The 15,655-nt window shown below is 63.5% G+C and carries 16 protein-coding genes; 10 read left to right on the top strand and 6 right to left on the bottom strand.

Annotated features, from left to right (window positions below; genetic code table 11):
• Positions 1–5 precede the first annotated feature (5 nt).
• The 4 genes from P7F60_RS00265 to P7F60_RS00250 all read left to right on the top strand — a co-directional run bounded on the left by P7F60_RS00265 (position 6) and on the right by P7F60_RS00250 (position 2,997).
• On the top strand, positions 6–1,223 hold the full coding sequence (locus P7F60_RS00265) for an FAD-dependent oxidoreductase (RefSeq protein ID WP_277915704.1): 1,218 nt from the start codon (positions 6–8) through the stop codon (positions 1,221–1,223).
• Positions 1,224–1,236: 13 nt separating this feature from the next.
• On the top strand, positions 1,237–2,037 hold the full coding sequence (hpaI, locus tag P7F60_RS00260) for a 4-hydroxy-2-oxoheptanedioate aldolase (RefSeq protein ID WP_277915703.1): 801 nt from the start codon (positions 1,237–1,239) through the stop codon (positions 2,035–2,037).
• Positions 2,038–2,101: 64 nt separating this feature from the next.
• Complete coding sequence (locus P7F60_RS00255; RefSeq protein ID WP_277915702.1) at positions 2,102–2,368, top strand: BON domain-containing protein; 267 nt, start codon at positions 2,102–2,104, stop codon at positions 2,366–2,368.
• A gap of 440 nt (positions 2,369–2,808) precedes the next feature.
• Entirely contained in the window at positions 2,809–2,997 is a 189-nt protein-coding gene (locus tag P7F60_RS00250) for a hypothetical protein (protein ID WP_277915701.1), read from the top strand.
• Between the two features lie 118 nt (positions 2,998–3,115).
• Here the strand turns inward: P7F60_RS00250 and P7F60_RS00245 are convergent, their stop codons facing one another.
• The 3 genes from P7F60_RS00245 to P7F60_RS00235 form a co-directional block, all read right to left on the bottom strand.
• Entirely contained in the window at positions 3,116–3,706 is a 591-nt protein-coding gene (locus P7F60_RS00245; RefSeq protein ID WP_277915700.1) for a DUF922 domain-containing protein, read from the bottom strand.
• On the bottom strand, positions 3,703–5,754 hold the full coding sequence (locus P7F60_RS00240) for an NAD(+) synthase (protein WP_277915699.1): 2,052 nt from the start codon (positions 5,752–5,754) through the stop codon (positions 3,703–3,705). Before P7F60_RS00240 ends, P7F60_RS00245 begins: the two co-directional genes overlap by 4 nt.
• A 122-nt stretch (positions 5,755–5,876) precedes the next feature.
• Positions 5,877–6,596, bottom strand: coding sequence for a Crp/Fnr family transcriptional regulator (locus P7F60_RS00235; RefSeq protein ID WP_277915698.1), 720 nt, complete (start codon positions 6,594–6,596; stop codon positions 5,877–5,879).
• Between the two features lie 263 nt (positions 6,597–6,859).
• Between P7F60_RS00235 and P7F60_RS00230 the strand changes: the two genes are divergently transcribed.
• On the top strand, positions 6,860–7,057 hold the full coding sequence (locus P7F60_RS00230; RefSeq protein WP_277915697.1) for a hypothetical protein: 198 nt from the start codon (positions 6,860–6,862) through the stop codon (positions 7,055–7,057).
• Here the strand turns inward: P7F60_RS00230 and P7F60_RS00225 are convergent.
• Positions 7,047–7,634, bottom strand: coding sequence for a YqaA family protein (locus P7F60_RS00225; protein WP_277915696.1), 588 nt, complete (start codon positions 7,632–7,634; stop codon positions 7,047–7,049). The genes P7F60_RS00230 and P7F60_RS00225 overlap by 11 nt on opposite strands.
• Positions 7,635–7,846: 212 nt before the next feature.
• Between P7F60_RS00225 and P7F60_RS00220 the strand changes: the two genes are divergently transcribed.
• The 3 genes from P7F60_RS00220 to P7F60_RS30810 all read left to right on the top strand — a co-directional run bounded on the left by P7F60_RS00220 (position 7,847) and on the right by P7F60_RS30810 (position 10,825).
• Complete coding sequence (locus P7F60_RS00220) at positions 7,847–9,493, top strand: phosphoethanolamine--lipid A transferase (RefSeq protein ID WP_277915695.1); 1,647 nt, start codon at positions 7,847–7,849, stop codon at positions 9,491–9,493.
• Between the two features lie 11 nt (positions 9,494–9,504).
• A complete protein-coding gene (locus P7F60_RS00215) occupies positions 9,505–9,675 on the top strand; it encodes a hypothetical protein (RefSeq protein WP_277915694.1) in 171 nt (56 codons plus the stop codon).
• Positions 9,676–9,760: 85 nt separating this feature from the next.
• The gene (locus P7F60_RS30810) at positions 9,761–10,825 is read left to right on the top strand and encodes a response regulator (RefSeq protein ID WP_347276849.1); all 1,065 of its coding nucleotides are present in this window, start codon (positions 9,761–9,763) and stop codon (positions 10,823–10,825) included.
• 30 nt (positions 10,826–10,855) lie between these two features.
• Here the strand turns inward: P7F60_RS30810 and P7F60_RS00200 are convergent, their stop codons facing one another.
• Together P7F60_RS00200 and P7F60_RS00195 are read right to left on the bottom strand one after the other, a co-directional pair.
• The gene (locus P7F60_RS00200; RefSeq protein ID WP_277915693.1) at positions 10,856–12,178 is read right to left on the bottom strand and encodes an ATP-binding protein; all 1,323 of its coding nucleotides are present in this window, start codon (positions 12,176–12,178) and stop codon (positions 10,856–10,858) included.
• A gap of 51 nt (positions 12,179–12,229) precedes the next feature.
• Positions 12,230–12,907, bottom strand: a complete 678-nt coding sequence (locus P7F60_RS00195) for a response regulator transcription factor (RefSeq protein ID WP_277915692.1) — start codon at positions 12,905–12,907, stop codon at positions 12,230–12,232.
• Positions 12,908–13,432: 525 nt separating this feature from the next.
• On the opposite strand from P7F60_RS00195, the gene P7F60_RS00190 reads away from it, so the two are divergent.
• Both P7F60_RS00190 and P7F60_RS00185 read left to right on the top strand, forming a co-directional pair.
• Positions 13,433–14,392 (top strand): GDP-L-fucose synthase, encoded by a 960-nt coding sequence (locus tag P7F60_RS00190; RefSeq protein ID WP_277916476.1) that lies wholly within the window; start codon positions 13,433–13,435, stop codon positions 14,390–14,392.
• Entirely contained in the window at positions 14,389–15,651 is a 1,263-nt protein-coding gene (locus P7F60_RS00185) for a WcaI family glycosyltransferase (RefSeq protein ID WP_277915691.1), read from the top strand. The genes P7F60_RS00190 and P7F60_RS00185 overlap by 4 nt, the downstream gene beginning before the upstream one ends.
• Positions 15,652–15,655: the final 4 nt, after the last annotated feature.

The raw sequence follows: 15,655 nt of genomic DNA, 5'->3' as shown, positions 1-15,655 counted from the left end.
ATGACGTGACGGGCAGGTTGATTATCGTGGGCGCTGGGCAGGCCGGTTTCGCGCTGGCCGCCAAGCTGCGGAATTTGAAGGACACGCGTCCGATCACGCTGATCGGCGCGGAAGAGACGCTGCCCTATCAGCGCCCGCCGCTGTCCAAGAAATATCTGATGGGCGAGATGAGCTTCGAACGCCTGCTGTTCCGTCCCGAGCAATGGTTCAAGGATAACGATGTCGAGTTCCACCTCTCCTCCTGGGTCGAGAAAATCGACCGGACGGTCTGCGAAGTGGTGCTGCAGGATGGCACCCGCCTCGGCTACGAAACGCTGGCGCTGGCGACCGGCTCGACGCCGCGCCGCCTGCCGGCCAGCGTCGGTGGCGATCTCGATGGCGTCTACACCATGCGCGACAAGCGCGACGCCGACCTGCTGACCGGCGAAATGCGCGCTGGCCGGCGGCTGCTGGTCATCGGCGGCGGTTATATCGGGCTGGAGGCGGCGGCCGTCGCCCGCCATCTCGGCCTTGAAGTCACCGTCATCGAAATGGCCGAGCGTATCCTTCAGCGCGTCGCTGCCAAGGAAACGGCCGATATCATGCGCGTCATCCATTGCGACCATGATGTGGTGATCCGCGAGGGCACCGGCCTGACCCGGCTGATCGGCAAGGACGGCCACGTTACCGGCGCCGAATTGTCGGACGGTTCGGTGATCGAGGTCGATTTCGTCATCGTCGGCATCGGCGTCAGTGCGAACGACCAGCTTGCCAAGGAAGCCGGCCTCGACGTCGCCAACGGCATCGTCGTCGATGCATTCGCCCGCACCTCCGACCCAAAAATCTTCGCCATGGGCGATTGCACCATGCTGCCCTGGCGCGGCCAGCGCATCCGCCTGGAATCGGTGCAGAACGCGGTTGATCAGGCCGAAGCCGCCGCCGCCGTCATGATGGGCGGCGAAACGCCCTATGACGCCAAGCCGTGGTTCTGGTCGGACCAGTACGACGTCAAGCTGCAGATCGCAGGCTTCAACCTCGGCTACGATGCGACGCTGCTGCGCCCCGGCAGCCGCGAGGGCAGCGCCTCGGTCTGGTATTTCAAGCAAGGCAAGCTGATCGCCGTCGATGCCATCAACGACGCCAAGGCCTATGTCTCCGGCAAGAAGATGATCGAAAACGGCATCACCCCGGACAAGGCCCTGCTGGCCGACCCGGCCACCGATCTCAAGCAATTCATCGTTTAAGGATTTTTCGATCATGCCCGCGCCGACAAACCGCCTCAAGGCGGCGCTCAAGGAAAAACGCCCGGTCTACGGGCTCTGGCTCGCCATGGCCGACACCTATGCCGCCGAAATCGCCGGTGGCGCCGGTTTCGACTGGCTGCTCGTCGATGGCGAGCATGGGCCGAACGACGTGCGCAGCATCATGCGGCAATTGCAGGTGCTGCAAGCCTCGCCGTCCGAAGTGGTGGTGCGCCCGCCGGTTGGCGAGAGCTGGCTGATCAAGCAGCTTCTCGATATCGGCGCCCGCTCGCTGCTGGTGCCGATGGTCAACAGCGCCGAGCAGGCGCGCGATCTGGTGCGCGCCTGCCAGTATCCGCCGAAAGGCGTGCGCGGCGTCGGCGCGGCGATTGCCCGTGCTTCCGGGTTCAATGCGGTGCCGGATTACGTGCAGACGGCGGACGCCGAGATCTGCCTAATCGTCCAGGCCGAAAGCCGCGCCGCCATCGACGATCTCGAACGCATCGCTGCGGTGGAGGGTGTCGATGGCGTCTTCATCGGGCCCGCCGATCTCGCCGCCGACATGGGCCTGCCGGGCCAGGCGGATGCGCCGGAGGTGCGCGCCGTGGTCGAAGACGCAATTCGCACCATCCGCGCCGCCGGCAAGGCGGCCGGTATCCTGACACTCGACGATGCGATCACCCGGCATTATGTGGAGACCGGGGCCACCTTCGTCGGCATCGGAACCGACGTCACCTTCCTCTCCAGCGGCCTCAAACGGCTTGCGTCGTCATTCACCGGCCGGGGCGGTGAGGTGGGCTCGGGAGCGAGTTACTGACGGATTTGCGGGAACCTGCGGGGCGCATGGGCGTTAGGCTTTCACAGTCTGTGAGGTGTCAGCCATGGTAATCCGCTATCCGAGTTTTTATGACGACGGCTTCGTGCCCGAGCGATCGGGTCGCGAGGCGGTCGAGGCGGCGGTCACCCAGGCGCTTGCCTCGGCCTATGACATCGATTCGTCGCAAATCACGGTGACGACGCTCGGTTCCTATGTGATCCTCAGCGGCATGGTGCGCTCGCCTTTCGAGCGCTCGCGGGCAGAAGAGATCGCTGGCGATATCGTCGGTGAAGACTATGTCCGCAGCCGTCTGCTGCATCGCATGCCCTGAGACATGCAAAACGCCGGTGCTGTCCCACCGGCGTTTTCCTCAAATGTCGAAATCCGTCGCGTCAGACCAGTCCGATCCACAACGGAACGGCCATCATCGTCATCGCGGCAAAGCAGAGCAGACCCAGCTTGAAATGGTTTGCCCGGCGGGTGCGCGCGCCCGTCCAGTCGTATTCCATGAAAAGCGCCCCTTTCCTCCGTACATGAAGGTCGTTTTCCTTAGACGGCCGACATAAAAACAAGAATCCGGCGCAGAGTCGAGAGCGACCCCCGGATTCTTTAGGGAGCAATTAACAATCTTTAATATTTGGTTAACGCTAACCCGGACTCGGCAGGGTTGCCGCAGACCGGGTTAGGGCGGATTACCGTTTTACAAGGCTTGAAAAACGTCCCGAACAGGAGTCTGTATGGCGTGTATCTTATTGATTCGGGGACATTTTTATGCGCAAGGCGGATGCGGAAACCATTCTCGGCGGCACGTCGGATTCGGCCGGCGATGCAAACGACACCGGTTCGCAGGCCCTGCACGCATTATTCCTGGCGCTGCGCTCCGGCGACGAGCGCGCCAGCGCCGCTCTGGCGCGGATTGCCCGCCAATACGACCTGGCCGCCATGGCGTTCGCCGGCTGAGAGGGGTCGCTCGCGTTAGAGCGCTTGCGCTTTCCACGAGAAAAGCAGAAACGCTCCATCTCTTTGTTTTCACGCATTTCCGGACGCGAAACCGCTTCGCACTTTTGCTGGAAATGCTCTAGCGGCTGTTGACCAGTCCGAGCACCAGTTGCTGGATATTGCCGCCCTCGCTCATTTCCACGCGGTCAAAATCGCGGCTGCGCTGCCGCTGCGTTTGCGACAGGGCGCCGAGTCTCTTGGTCATCTCCGCCTTGATCTTTGTGCAGCCGGGATCGTCCGGCACCGTCAGGCCGATGGTTCCCGCTTCGATGGCATGCACCAGATCACGGATATAATCGCCATGCACCTTCTCATGGGCGCGGACGCCCTCGTAAAAACGCTGCCAATGCGGCTGCAGCGCCGCCGGCAGTTTACCCTTCGGCTTGGGAAGCACATAGGTGATGATCAGCTTCGGCACCGCCGACACCAAGACGCAATTTCCGCCCTGCGGTTCGTAGTTGCGCCTCCAGGTCAGCTTGAAGCTGGTATGGGCGATGGTGCGCATGCCAAGGCTGATTTCCGGCCCGTTGCGGCCGATCGCCTCATATAGCTCCGCCCCGGTCTGACCGGAAACGGGATAGGATTTGATCTGCTCGACCGCCTGCCAGTCGCCCGCCCGCGCCGGCAGTGCTGCGAGAGCCGCGGCAAGAAACCATATGCCTGCCTTCACGCCAGAGTCTCCGGCACATTGCGACGCAGTTCGTCGATCCAGATGCGGGCATTGCCGTCGGAGGGCGCGCGCCAGTCGCCGCGCGGCGACAGCGAGCCGCCGGATGTGACCTTCGGCCCGTTCGGCGATGCCGAGCGCTTGAACTGGCTGATGGTGAAGAAGCGGAACAGGAAGGTCTCCATCCATTTGCGGATGACGGGCAGGGGGAATTCCCGTCGCTTCTCCGCCGGGAAATGCGGCGGCCAGGCGCCGGCATCGGTATCGCGCCAGGCATGCCAGGCGAGGAAGGCGACCTTGGAGGGCTTCAGCCCGAAGCGGGTGGTGTAGAACAGGAAGAAATCGTGCAGATCGTAGGGACCGATCTTGTCTTCCGTGCTCTGGATCGCACCGCTTTCGTCGGCCGGCACCAGTTCCGGCGAGATGATCGTATCGAGGATGCTTTCCAGCGTCGAATTGGCCGCCGGGCTCAGGTCGCCGGTGCGCGCCACCCAGCGGATCAGGTGCTGGATCAGCGTTTTCGGCACCGAGGCGTTGACATTGTAATGGCTCATCTGGTCGCCGACGCCATACGTACACCAGCCGAGCCCGATTTCCGAGAGATCGCCGGTGCCGAGCACCAGCGCGTTGCGCTGGTTGGCGGCGCGGAACAGGAAATCGGTGCGCAGGCCCGCCTGCACGTTCTCGAAGGTGACGTCATAGACCGGCTCGCCGCCGGAAAAGGGGTGGCCGAGATCCTTAAGCAATTGCAGGGCGAGCGGCCGTATATCGACTTCCTCCGCCGTGATGCCGAGCGCCCGCATCAGCGCCCAGGCATTGGTCTTGGTCTCGTCGCCGGTGGCGAAGCCCGGCATTGTGAAGCCGAGGATATCGCTGCGCGGCCAGCCGAGCCGGTCATAGGCGCGCGCGGCCACCAGCAACGCATGGGTGGAGTCGAGCCCGCCGGAAATGCCGATGCACAACCGCTTGATGCCGGTGGATTTCAGCCGCTTCATCAAGCCATGGACCTGGATGTTGAAGGTCTCGTAGCAATCCTGGTCGAGCCTGGCGGCATCGGCCGGCACGAAGGGAAAGCGGGCAACGATACGGTTCAGGCCGATATCGCCCTGCGGCGCGTCGAAATCGAAACCGATGCGGCGGAACGTCTTGTCAGGGCCGAGGTTCAACGTCGCGGCATCGTTGAAGGTGCCGGTGCGCAGCCGTTCCAGCCGCAGGCGCTCGACATCGACATCGGCCATGCACATCTGCGATCCCGCGGGAAAGCGCTCGGTCTCGGCCAGCAGGCTGCCGAGTTCGTAGATGCAGGCCTGCCCGTCCCAGGCAAGATCCGTGGTCGATTCGCCGGGCCCGGCGGCGGAATAGATGTAGGCGGCCCAGTTGCTCGCCGATTTGGCGGCGCACAGCAGCTTGCGGGTATCGGCCTTGCCGACGGTGATGTTGCTGGCGGAGAGATTGGCGAGGATGGTCGCCCCGGCCAGCGCCCCGAAATCGGAGGGTGGGGCCGGGGCCCAGAGATCCTCGCAGATCTCGATATGGAAAGTGAAATCGGGTCGGTCGGCGGCGCTAAAGATCAGGTCGGTGCCGAAAGGAACGGTCTGGCCGGCCAGCGTGATCTGCGTATTGCGCACGTCGCGGCCGGAGGCGAACCAGCGCTTCTCGTAGAATTCGCGATAGTTCGGCAGATGTGTCTTCGGCACGACGCCGAGGATGCGGCCGTCATGAATGGCGAGCGCGCAATTGTAGAGCCGGCCGTTCTGCGCCAGGGGCGCGCCGACCAGCAACACCGGCCGCAGCGAGCGGCTGGCGGCGAGAAGCTCGGCGATGCCCGCTTCGACCGCATCGAGCAGCACCTCCTGCCCCAGCAGGTCGTCGATCGAATAGCCTGATATTCCGAGCTCGGGAAACACCATCAGCCCGACGCCGGCCGCATGGCCCTCGCGCGCCAGCGCCAGCGTGGCGGCGACATTGGCGGGCGGATCGGCGATCTCGCAGGCCGGGGTGCAGGCCGCCACCCGAATGAAGCCCTGATCGTAAGCCGATGCAAAATCCATGAAAGCCATCCCGTCATCAATATCCCGACCCGCCGCCTGTCACGGCAACGCGCGATCGCGGCGGGCGTTCCAGTGATAACCTTCGCAAACGCGCTTGGCCATCCCTTCCAACGGGCGTCGGATCAGCGCGGCTCGACGCGGCAACTCAGATAGGTCGGGTCGAACTGGGCGAGCGCCGCCAGCCGCGGCCAGTCGTGAATGGTGATCGTATGGTTCACCCAGCTCAGCAATCCGTCGTGGCGCAGCGGCTGCAGCGTCTTGTTCAGATGCACCACGGAAATGCCGAGCACGTCGGCGAGTTCCATCTGCGTCAGCGGAAAATGGAAGCTGAAGTCGACGGTCTTGCGCACCGCTTGCAGCCGGTAGAACAATTCGCACACCAGATGCGCCAGATGCGCGCGCTTGGAACGCCGTCCCATGGCGACGATCCATTCGCGATGGATCGCCCCGTCGATCAGCGTATCGAGCCAGAGCAGACGGGAAAGATGCGGCTGCGTTTCGGTCACTTCCTTCAGCGCCGCATGGTCGGCGAAACCGACATGGCATGAAGAAAGCGCGATGATGCCGTGGTCCATCGTCTTCAGCAGAAAGGCATGCAGATCCATGAAATCGCCGGCGACATGCAGGGCGGTGATCTGCCGCGTACCGTCAGCCATATATTTGTAACGCGCGGCAAAGCCGTCAAGCAGCACGGCGCTGTGCTGCGGGCGCGCGCCTTCGGAAACGATGTCCTCGTCGACATCGAACACGCGGTCGCGCGACACCAGCCGCCGTAAGGTTGCCTGTTCCTCGACGCTGAGGCTATCCCGATTCATGAAATTGAGCAGAAGAGAATCGATCAACACGCGCCCCGCTAAAATGCATCGGCGTCGGGTAAACCAAGCGGGCGGGACCGACATTTAACTTTTACAGGTCGGCACGAAAATCAGTGATTTTGAAACTGCCAGTGCCTTCAATAGCTTCACGGCGGTCACCCCTCCGGCCTGTTGCAAACTTGCCGAAGCGTCGCGAAACGGGGAAGCCGGGAGATGGCGTCTGGACGAAAGTCACTGGACTTTGGACTCCAGTGCTGCAAGATGCATCAAACTGAGACGCGCGAGCCCGTATGCTGATCGATCGACACCTGCTGGATGAAAAACTCGCCCACTTCGAGGAACGCGCCCTCGACGTCTCGGCATCCCCGACCGTGTTTTACGCCATGTCCATCGCGCTGCGCTACGGCGATGCGCGCGACATCGAATCGACCATATCGATGGCGCGGCTGCTGCGCGAATCGGCGCGCAGCATCGATTTCAATGCATGAGCTTGTAAAGGCCGTAGAGGCCGATCAGCGCGGCTGCGGCCAGCGCTGACAGAAGCCCGAGCCGCTTCTCGATGAAATCGCGGATGGCTTCGCCATACCGGTTCAACAGCCAGGCGATCAGCAGGAAGCGTCCGCCGCGCGTGATGACCGCCGAAGCGACGAAGGTTCCCAGCGACACGTTCACCACCCCCGCCAGGATCGTCACCACCTTGATTGGCGGCAGATGCGCCAGCCCGGATGTGATCAGCAGCAGCAGGATCGTCTTGTAGTCGACGGACGCGCTGAGTTGCTCGAAGGTGTCGAGCTTGCCGTAGAAGGCGAGCACCGGCCTGGCGATCGATTCGAAGGCGAAGCGGCCGATGAACCAGCCGGCAATGCCGCCCAGCACCGAAAAGACGGTGGCGAGCAGCGCATAGCGCCAGGCCCGGTGCGGCCGCGACAGGATCATCGGCATCAGCAGCACATCGGCCGGCACCAGGAAGATCGAACTTTCCAGGAAGGCGATGATCGCCAGCCACCAGGCGGCGGAGGGACGTGCCGCCAGGGTAAGGGTCCAGGTGTAAAGGCTTTTCAGCATGGGTGGCGCGACCGGTGGTGGGAGGAAAGGGCGGCGGATTGTCCATAGTCCAAGCCGCGCGCGCTTGCAAATCCCTCTGGTCTTGGCTGCATTGCTTTCAGGTTGGTGTCAGGCTCGGCGCGCAAAGGGAGCGCAATGACCCATGCGCGCCCGCGGATGATGCCGGTCTTTTCGGCTTCCCTCGCGCGCTGGATTGCCTCGACGGAGCCGCCATGACAACAAGAACCGACCGACGTTTCGCAATCGGCAGCGCAACCCTTTCCCTTCTCGTCGCCTTTTATCTGCTGGCGGTCTTCAATCTCGCCTTCTGGCGCCATGCGCTTATCGGCTTCGGTGGCGTCAACGCCGCGTTCCTCGCCTTTTCCGCGGCGCTGACGCTGCTGACGATCGCCGGCATGGTGGCGCTGTCGGTCAAGTATCTGATCAAGCCGTTTCTGATCTTCCTGCTGATCAGCGGCGCAATCGCCTCCTATTACGCCGATGTTTTCGGCATCGTCATCGACCGGGAGATGATGCGCAACGTCGTGGTCACCACGCCGCAGGAGGCGAAGCACCTGATCACGCCGCAATTCTTCCTGCATGTGCTGTTCTACGGCGTCGTGCCGTCGCTGCTGGTCGCGCTGGTGCGGGTGCGCCATCGCCGCTTCCTCGGCAAGCTTGTCCATAACTCGGCGATTGTCGTGGTGAGCCTGGTGCTGGCAGCCGGGCTGATCCTGTCGCATTTCGCCGCCATCGCCTCGACCGTTCGCGAACATCACGAGATGATGGCGCGCATCAATCCTTTCGGCCCGATGAGCGCCGCCATCAATCTCGGCATCATGACCTATGATGAACTGACGCTCGTGCGCCGGCCGATCGGCACGGATGCGCATGTCGGTCCGCTGGTCGCCAGCTCGTCGCGGCCGGTGGTCACGGTCATCGTCGCCGGCGAGACCGCGCGCTCCATGAATTTTTCGCTGAACGGCTATGCCAGGCCGACCAATCCCGAACTGGCGGCACTCGACGTCCTGAATTTCACGCATACGACGAGCTGCGGCACGGAAACCGCCGTGTCGCTGCCCTGCATGTTTTCCGTCTATCCGCGCGTGGATTATACCGATCGCAAGGGGCGCTCGACCGACAGCCTGATCGACATTCTGGATCATGCCGGCATCGATGCCTATTGGTGGGACAACAATACCGGCAGCAAGGGTGTCGCCGATCGCGTCAGCTATGAAAGCTTCAACGATGCCAAGGATGTCCGCTATTGCCGCGAAGGCGAATGCGACGACGGCATCTTCCTCGACAGGCTCGATGCGAAGCTGGCCGGGATCACCACGAATACCACCATCGTGTTGCACCAGATCGGCAGCCACGGCCCATCCTATTTTCTGCGCTATCCGGAGGTGTTCGAGAGGTTCGAGCCGGCCTGCCACACGGCCCAGCTTACCGATTGCAGCCCGCAGGAAATCGTCAACGCCTATGACAATACCGTCCTCTATACCGACCATTTCCTGGCAAGCGTCATCGGCCTGCTGCAGAAGAACGCGGCGCGCATCGACGGTGCGATGATCTACATGTCGGACCATGGCGAATCGCTTGGCGAAAACGGCCTTTACCTGCATGGCGCGCCTTATGCGCTGGCGCCCGAGCAGCAGACGCATGTGCCTTTCGTCGCCTGGTTCACGGATGGCTTCGCCAGCCGCACTGGCCTGTCGTTAAGCTGCCTGCGCGCCAAGGCCGATGCGCCGATGTCGCATGACAACCTGTTCCACACCGTGCTCGGATTGATGAATGTCGAGACCTCGGTCTATGACGGCGCGCTCGATGCCTTCGCGTCCTGCCGGGCACCGTCCGGCAATGCGCCGCTCCAGTCGTGACGGCTGACATCGTGAGCATCCGCACCCGTCCTCGCCAGTCGAGGTTTCGCTGCCGGCCTGGCCCGGTCGTCTATTTCGCCGCGCTGCTGTTGCTCGCACTCAGCCTGATCGCGGTCGAGCGGACACGGACGGAGCCGCAGCCGCGCCCGCCGCTTTTCGCGCCCGAGCGTCTCGCCGGCTGATCCCGGTGTTTTCCCTTCCCGCGTCGGTTTCAGGCGTCTGTCAGCTTGGGCAGTCATGGATCGACGGTAATGTACGAGGTGTCCCATGTCCGTGCTGTTGATCGAAGATGACGAAACCATCGGGGAGGCGGTATGCAGTCACCTGACAGCGGCCGGAGAGGATGTCTTCTGGGCAAAGACACTGGCCGAGGGCCGGGCGGCACTTGCCAGTTGCGACGTGGTCATCCTCGACCTGCAATTGCCCGATGGCGAAGGACTGGCCTTCATCGCCGAAATCCGGGCGCGCGGCGTGACGACGCCGCTGATCGTGGTTTCGTCCGTCAACGATGTGCGCAGGCGGCTGGATTGCCTGCGCGCCGGCGCCGACGACTATCTGGCCAAACCCTTTCACCTGCGGGAGCTTGCCTTGAGGGTCCGCCGGCTTTCCGCAGACCGGTCGTTCGCCGGCCGAATCGCGGCGGCCGAACTACCGCCGCGATGCAAGGCTGCTGCTGAACCGCAGCCTGCAAGACGTGGCGCCTGGGCGCGGCTGCGCGGGTACCTCAGCGTCAATCGTCCGATAGTCGCCATACCCCTGGCCGTGGCGGTGACGATGGGCGGCTATCTCGGCTATCTGCAGATATCCGGCAATTTTCACACCGTGATCGAAGGCGAGCTGTACCGCTCCGGCCAGCCGACGGCGCATCGGCTGGAACGCTATATCGTCACGCATGGCATCCGCACGGTGGTCAACCTGCGTGGCCCCAGCGCACAGGACTGGTACAAGCAGGAAGTCGCCACCGCCGCGCGGCTGAACGTGCGTCATATCGATTTCGCGATGAGTTCCGGCGAGGAACTGACGCCGGCGCGGGCCGACGAGATCGTCGCGCTCCTCAAGGATGCGCCGAAGCCGATCCTCATTCATTGCCGGGCCGGCTCTGATCGCACCGGTCTGGTGTCCGTTCTCTATACCGCCCGCATTGCCGGCCAGCCCGAATCCAGGGCCGAGCGGCAGCTATCGGTCTTTTATGGCCATATCGCCTTGCCTTACATTTCGAGCACCTTCGCCATGGACGAAAGCTGGGAAATGCTGGAGCGCTATTACGGCATCAGCGAGGATATCGACCGGGTGGCCGCGGGCGAAGCGGCGCTGGACGAGGAAACGGGCTAAATCGCCCGCAAAGTCACATCGGCCAGGCCGTCACGCGGTGCGGTCGAAGAGGATTCGTGCTTCGAAGCCATCCTCGCGCCCGGGTGCCGGCGAGCGCAAATCGAGCCGCGCCTGCATATGCGCCAGCATCCGGTCGACGATCGACAGACCGAGGCCGGTGCCGGTGGCGCGTGTCTTGCCGCGACCGAAACGCTGGCGGATGGTGTCCAGTTCATCGACGGTCAGCGCTGGGCAGTGGTTGCGGATGGCGATGGCGCCGTTCGAGGCCTCGACCTCGACCGGCGTATCGGCGCGGCCATGGCGCAGGGCGTTTTCGATCAGGTTGCGCACGACGATGGCGAAGGCATCCTCGTTGTAAGGGCCGACGAGGCGAAGATCCGCCGGCCGGCGGTAGAGGATGCGGTTTTCGCTGGCGCCTTGCCGTTCGAAATCGTCGATGACGACGTCGAGCACCGGCGTCAGGTCGGTCATCGCCGTGCTGGAGCCGATGCCGGCATCGGCGCGGGCAAGCTGCAGCAGCTTTTCCGCCAGATGCACCAGCTTGACCAGTGAGGCCTCGATCTGCTCGGCGCGGCGGCGCGGGCCGTCCTCCCGCAGCAGCGAGATCAGCAATTGCGTCTGCGCCAACGCACCGGCGATCGGGGTACGCAATTCATGGGCGCTGTTGGCGGTGAATTCGCGCTCCGCATCGAAGGCAGCCTCCAGCCGGCCGAGCAGCAGATTGACCGAACGGCCGATGGAGGCGAGTTCCTGCGGCAGGCCGGTCAGCGGGATCGGGGCCATGTTGCCGCCGTCCTTGCGTTCGATCGCCTGGCGCAGATCCGCAACCGGCCTCAACGCCCGGCGCACGATGATCATGATCAGCCCAGCGCTGACCGGGATCAGCACCGCAAGCGGGATGAGCAGCGCCGTGGCGCCCTCCGTCACCGCTTCCTGACGATTGGCAAGCGCATCCGCAACCTGGATGAAGAGCGTGCCCTCGGTGTTGGCGGCACTGTAGAAACGGTAGGTCCGGTCCTGAAAAAAGCCGTTGACCAGAGGCGCGGAGAAAGGCGCCGCCGGTGCATCGCGCGAGCGCAGCACCACTGCGCCGCTCTGGTCGCGAACCTGGTAGACGAGATATTCCTCCTCGTTTTCCAGCGCCTGCTCGTCCAGTCTGCGCGTCTCCGGCGAACCGATCCGTTTGGCGAGATCGTCAACCATCAGCGGCATCAGCCGCTGGGCGGTTTCCTGCAACGAGCCGTCGAAAATCTCGTCGAATTCCTCACGCATGACGAAGGCGCCAAGACCGGCGGCGAGCAGCCAGAAGCCGGTCAGCGCCGCGATCAGCCAGGCGATCAACTGCCGTGTCATCGGCTCTCCATTGTTCTCGCATCCCCGACCGGCATGCCTGGCGATCGCGGCTCAGGCAGCCGATCCGCCGCAGGTTTCGCCCATCTTGTAGCCGACGCCGCGCAGCGTGAGAATGGCTTGCCTGCCAAGTTTCTTACGCAGCCGGCTGACATAGACTTCGACGGTGTTGCTTTCGATCTCGGAACCGAAGGCATAGAGGGCTTCCTCGATCTGCCCCTTGGAGACGATGGCGCCCGGCCGGGCGATCAGGACATCGAGCACCGCCCATTCGCGCCCGGAAAGGCTGACCTCGTCCTGGCCGGCCACGATCTGCCGGTCGGCGCGGTTGATGCGAAAATCGCCGAAGGCGAGGACAGGTGCGACGTTGCCGCCCGCCCGGCGGCTGACGGCGAGAATGCGCGCCGTCAATTCACCGAGATCGAACGGCTTGACGAGATAATCGTCGGCGCCGCTGTTCAGCCCCTCGATGCGGTCGGAAATCTGGTCATGGGCGGTGAGGATGATGACCGGCCTCGCATCGCTGCGCCGCCGCAGCGCCCGCAGGAAATCGATGCCGCTGCCGTCGGGCAGGCGCAGGTCGAGCAGGATCAGCGCGTAATCGACGACGCGCAGGGCATCGCGTGCATCGCCCAGCGTCTGCATCCAGTCCACCGCATGCCCCTGGCCGGCGACATGGTCGCGCAGGGCCTCGCCCAGCACCGGATCGTCCTCGATCAACAATATGCGCATTGTCTGCCTCGCTGAATGTCTGACGCTCCGCCAACCCGTCGCAGAAACGCCCGCGCGAGCGTAGTGAAGTCTGCTGTCATCCACAATCTTGCTCCCATCATGGCGAGCGAAAACGAAGGTCGGAGCTATTTCATGGATACATCTTTTAGGTGTGTTGACGATTGTCAATCCGATCGTCTCCTTAAATCCGCGATCGCCTACCGATGATTGTCACCCATGGTTTCAGGGGATTCCGGCGAATGCGGGAAGGTGCCGGAGCTGTGGCGCTCTCAACCTACGGTAAAACCTTTATTCTGAAAAAATTATCGTTTATTTATCTATGCTTAAACGGATTGATTCTTGTTCTTCACCATGCATTAATCATGTCGGAACTGTGGCCATGTCGGTCTGAACCTCCAAGGAGGCCGGAATGTCTATGATCGATCGATACAAACCAGCAGTCGTTAAAATTCCCGACATGGGCGTATTGCGCGTACAGGAGATCGACCGTTTTTCGTGGCTCCGGCAGCGGAGGACGAAGGTCTGATGGAGCGGCTCAAGGGAAAGCGCATCTATGTCGCCGGGCATCGCGGCATGGTCGGATCGGCCATCGTCCGGCGCCTGGCCTGCGAAGGCTGCGAGGTTCTGACCGCGACGCGGGAGGAACTCGACCTGCGCCGACAGGCCGATGTCGAGCGCTGGGTGCAAAGTCAGCGGCCGGATGCCGTGTTCCTGGCCGCAGCCCGAGTCGGCGGAATTCTCGCCAACGAGCGCTACCCCGCCGATTTTCTCTACGACAACCTCGCGTTGGAAACCAACGTCATCCAGGCCGCGCATCGCGCCGGCGTCGGTAAGCTGTTGTTTCTCGGCTCCTCCTGCATCTATCCGAAACTTGCCGCCCAGCCGATCGCCGAGGAGGCGCTGATGAGCGGCGCGCTGGAGCCGACCAACGAATGGTATGCGATCGCCAAGATCGCCGGCATCAAGCTATGCCAGGCCTATCGCCGGCAATATGGTGCGGATTTCATCGCTGCCATGCCGACCAATCTCTACGGCCCCGGCGACAATTTCGACCTGCAGAGCAGCCATGTGCTGCCGGCCCTGATCCGCAAGGCGCATGAGGCCAAGCGCGCCGGCGCCCGCGAGATGAACCTGTGGGGCAGCGGCACGCCGCGTCGGGAATTCCTGCATGTCGACGATTGTGCCGATGCCTGTGTGCACCTGATGTGCGGATATTCCGGCGAGGCGCCGGTCAATGTCGGCGCCGGCGAGGATATCGCCATTCTCGACCTGGCGCGGCTGGTCTGCAAGGTCGTCGGCTTCACTGGCTCGATCTTCCTCGATTCCACCAGGCCGGACGGCACGCCGCGCAAGCTGATGGACAGCGCGCGGCTGCGTGGGCTCGGCTGGGCGCCGCGCATCGGATTGGAAGCGGGCATAGAGGAGACCTATCATTGTTTCCTGCGCGGCGATTATCGCGAGCGCCGTCTGGAGGATGCGGCATGAGCTTGGTCTTCGGCGACAGCTTGAGAAAGTCCAGCCAGGCGCGCACCGCCGCCGTTCCGGCGCGCCGTATCCTGATCTACGCCATGAACCATGCGCCGGAATTCGTCGGCGTCGGCCGCTATACTGGCGAAATCGCCGATCATCTCGCCGCCTCCGGTGCGAATGTCACCGTCATCACGACTCCGCCGCATTATCCCGACTGGTCCGTGCAGCCCGGCTATCGCAACCGTTATTCGGCCACTGTCGAGAACGGCGTGCGGGTGCTGCGCGCCCCGCTTTTCCTGCGTCGCCCGATGAAGGGCGTCTGGAGGCTGATCGCCCCGCTTTCCTTCGCGATGAGTTCCGCGCCGCTGGCGCTCTGGCATATTCTGCGGCATCGGCCGCACACCGTGCTCTGCATCGAGCCGACGCTGCTTGCTGCCCCCGCCGCGCAATTGGCGGCGTGGTTGGTCGGGGCGAAAGCCGCCCTGCATGTTCAGGATCTGGAGGTGGATGCCGCCTTCGCGGTCGGCCATCTGAGCGGCGGCTGGCTGAAACGGCTGGGGCTTGCCTTCGAGCGCTTGACCGTGCCGCGCTTCGACCGCGTCCTGACCATCTCCAGCCGCATGGCCGAACGCCTGGCTGCCAAGGGTGTCCCGCCCCAACGCCTCTGCGTGGTTCGCAACTGGGTCGATCTCGTCGCCATTTATCCGCTTGAAGGCCTAAGTCCCTACCGAACCGAACTCGGCTTTGCGGAGGATGATTTCGTTGTCCTCTACTCCGGCTCCATCGGCGCCAAGCAGGGTCTTTCCGTCCTCATGGATGCCGCTGAACGCTTGTCCGAAAACAAGCATATCCGCTTCGTCATCGCTGGCGAAGGCCCGGCAAAGGCCGCTCTCCAGGCTCGCCATGGCCACCTGCCGACCGTCGTCTTCCTGCCTTTCCAGCCACAGGCGCGGCTGAACGCCTTCCTCAACATGGCGGACCTGCATGTGTTGCCGCAGGAAAAGGACGCCGCCGACCTGGTACTGCCCTCAAAACTTGGAGCGATGCTCGCCTCGGGAAAACCGCTGCTGGTCACCGCCGAACCGCAAACGGAACTGGCCGCGTTTCTCGGCCCGGCCGCCACCCTGACACCGCCCGGCGATGCCGACGCCTTGGCGCATACCATTTCCCGCGCCGCACACGGCAATCTCCCGGACGATGCCGAAGCACGGCGCGACCGGGCGCGGCAATTGTCGCGCGCGGATGGCCTTGCCGCGCTCAGCCGCCTGTTGTGAGCCG

The organism is Rhizobium sp. YJ-22, from assembly GCF_029601685.1.
GTDB lineage: Bacteria > Pseudomonadota > Alphaproteobacteria > Rhizobiales > Rhizobiaceae > Metarhizobium.
The sequence above is the reverse complement of the archived record's forward strand: the minus strand, read 5'-3'. Positions and strand labels throughout refer to the sequence as shown.

Bases quoted from the DNA above. Each gene is read 5' to 3' on its own strand.
- hpaI (WP_277915703.1), top strand. From the start codon at position 1,237: ATGCCCGCGCCGACAAACCGCCTCAAGGCGGCGCTCAAGGAAAAACGC.
- P7F60_RS00255 (WP_277915702.1), top strand. From the start codon at position 2,102: ATGGTAATCCGCTATCCGAGTTTTTATGACGACGGCTTCGTGCCCGAG.
- P7F60_RS00250 (WP_277915701.1), top strand. From the start codon at position 2,809: ATGCGCAAGGCGGATGCGGAAACCATTCTCGGCGGCACGTCGGATTCG.
- P7F60_RS00240 (WP_277915699.1), bottom strand. From the start codon at position 5,754: ATGGATTTTGCATCGGCTTACGATCAGGGCTTCATTCGGGTGGCGGCC.
- P7F60_RS00230 (WP_277915697.1), top strand. From the start codon at position 6,860: ATGCTGATCGATCGACACCTGCTGGATGAAAAACTCGCCCACTTCGAG.
- P7F60_RS00225 (WP_277915696.1), bottom strand. From the start codon at position 7,634: ATGCTGAAAAGCCTTTACACCTGGACCCTTACCCTGGCGGCACGTCCC.
- P7F60_RS00220 (WP_277915695.1), top strand. From the start codon at position 7,847: ATGACAACAAGAACCGACCGACGTTTCGCAATCGGCAGCGCAACCCTT.
- P7F60_RS30810 (WP_347276849.1), top strand. From the start codon at position 9,761: ATGTCCGTGCTGTTGATCGAAGATGACGAAACCATCGGGGAGGCGGTA.
- P7F60_RS00200 (WP_277915693.1), bottom strand. From the start codon at position 12,178: ATGACACGGCAGTTGATCGCCTGGCTGATCGCGGCGCTGACCGGCTTC.
- P7F60_RS00195 (WP_277915692.1), bottom strand. From the start codon at position 12,907: ATGCGCATATTGTTGATCGAGGACGATCCGGTGCTGGGCGAGGCCCTG.
- P7F60_RS00190 (WP_277916476.1), top strand. From the start codon at position 13,433: ATGGAGCGGCTCAAGGGAAAGCGCATCTATGTCGCCGGGCATCGCGGC.
- P7F60_RS00185 (WP_277915691.1), top strand. From the start codon at position 14,389: ATGAGCTTGGTCTTCGGCGACAGCTTGAGAAAGTCCAGCCAGGCGCGC.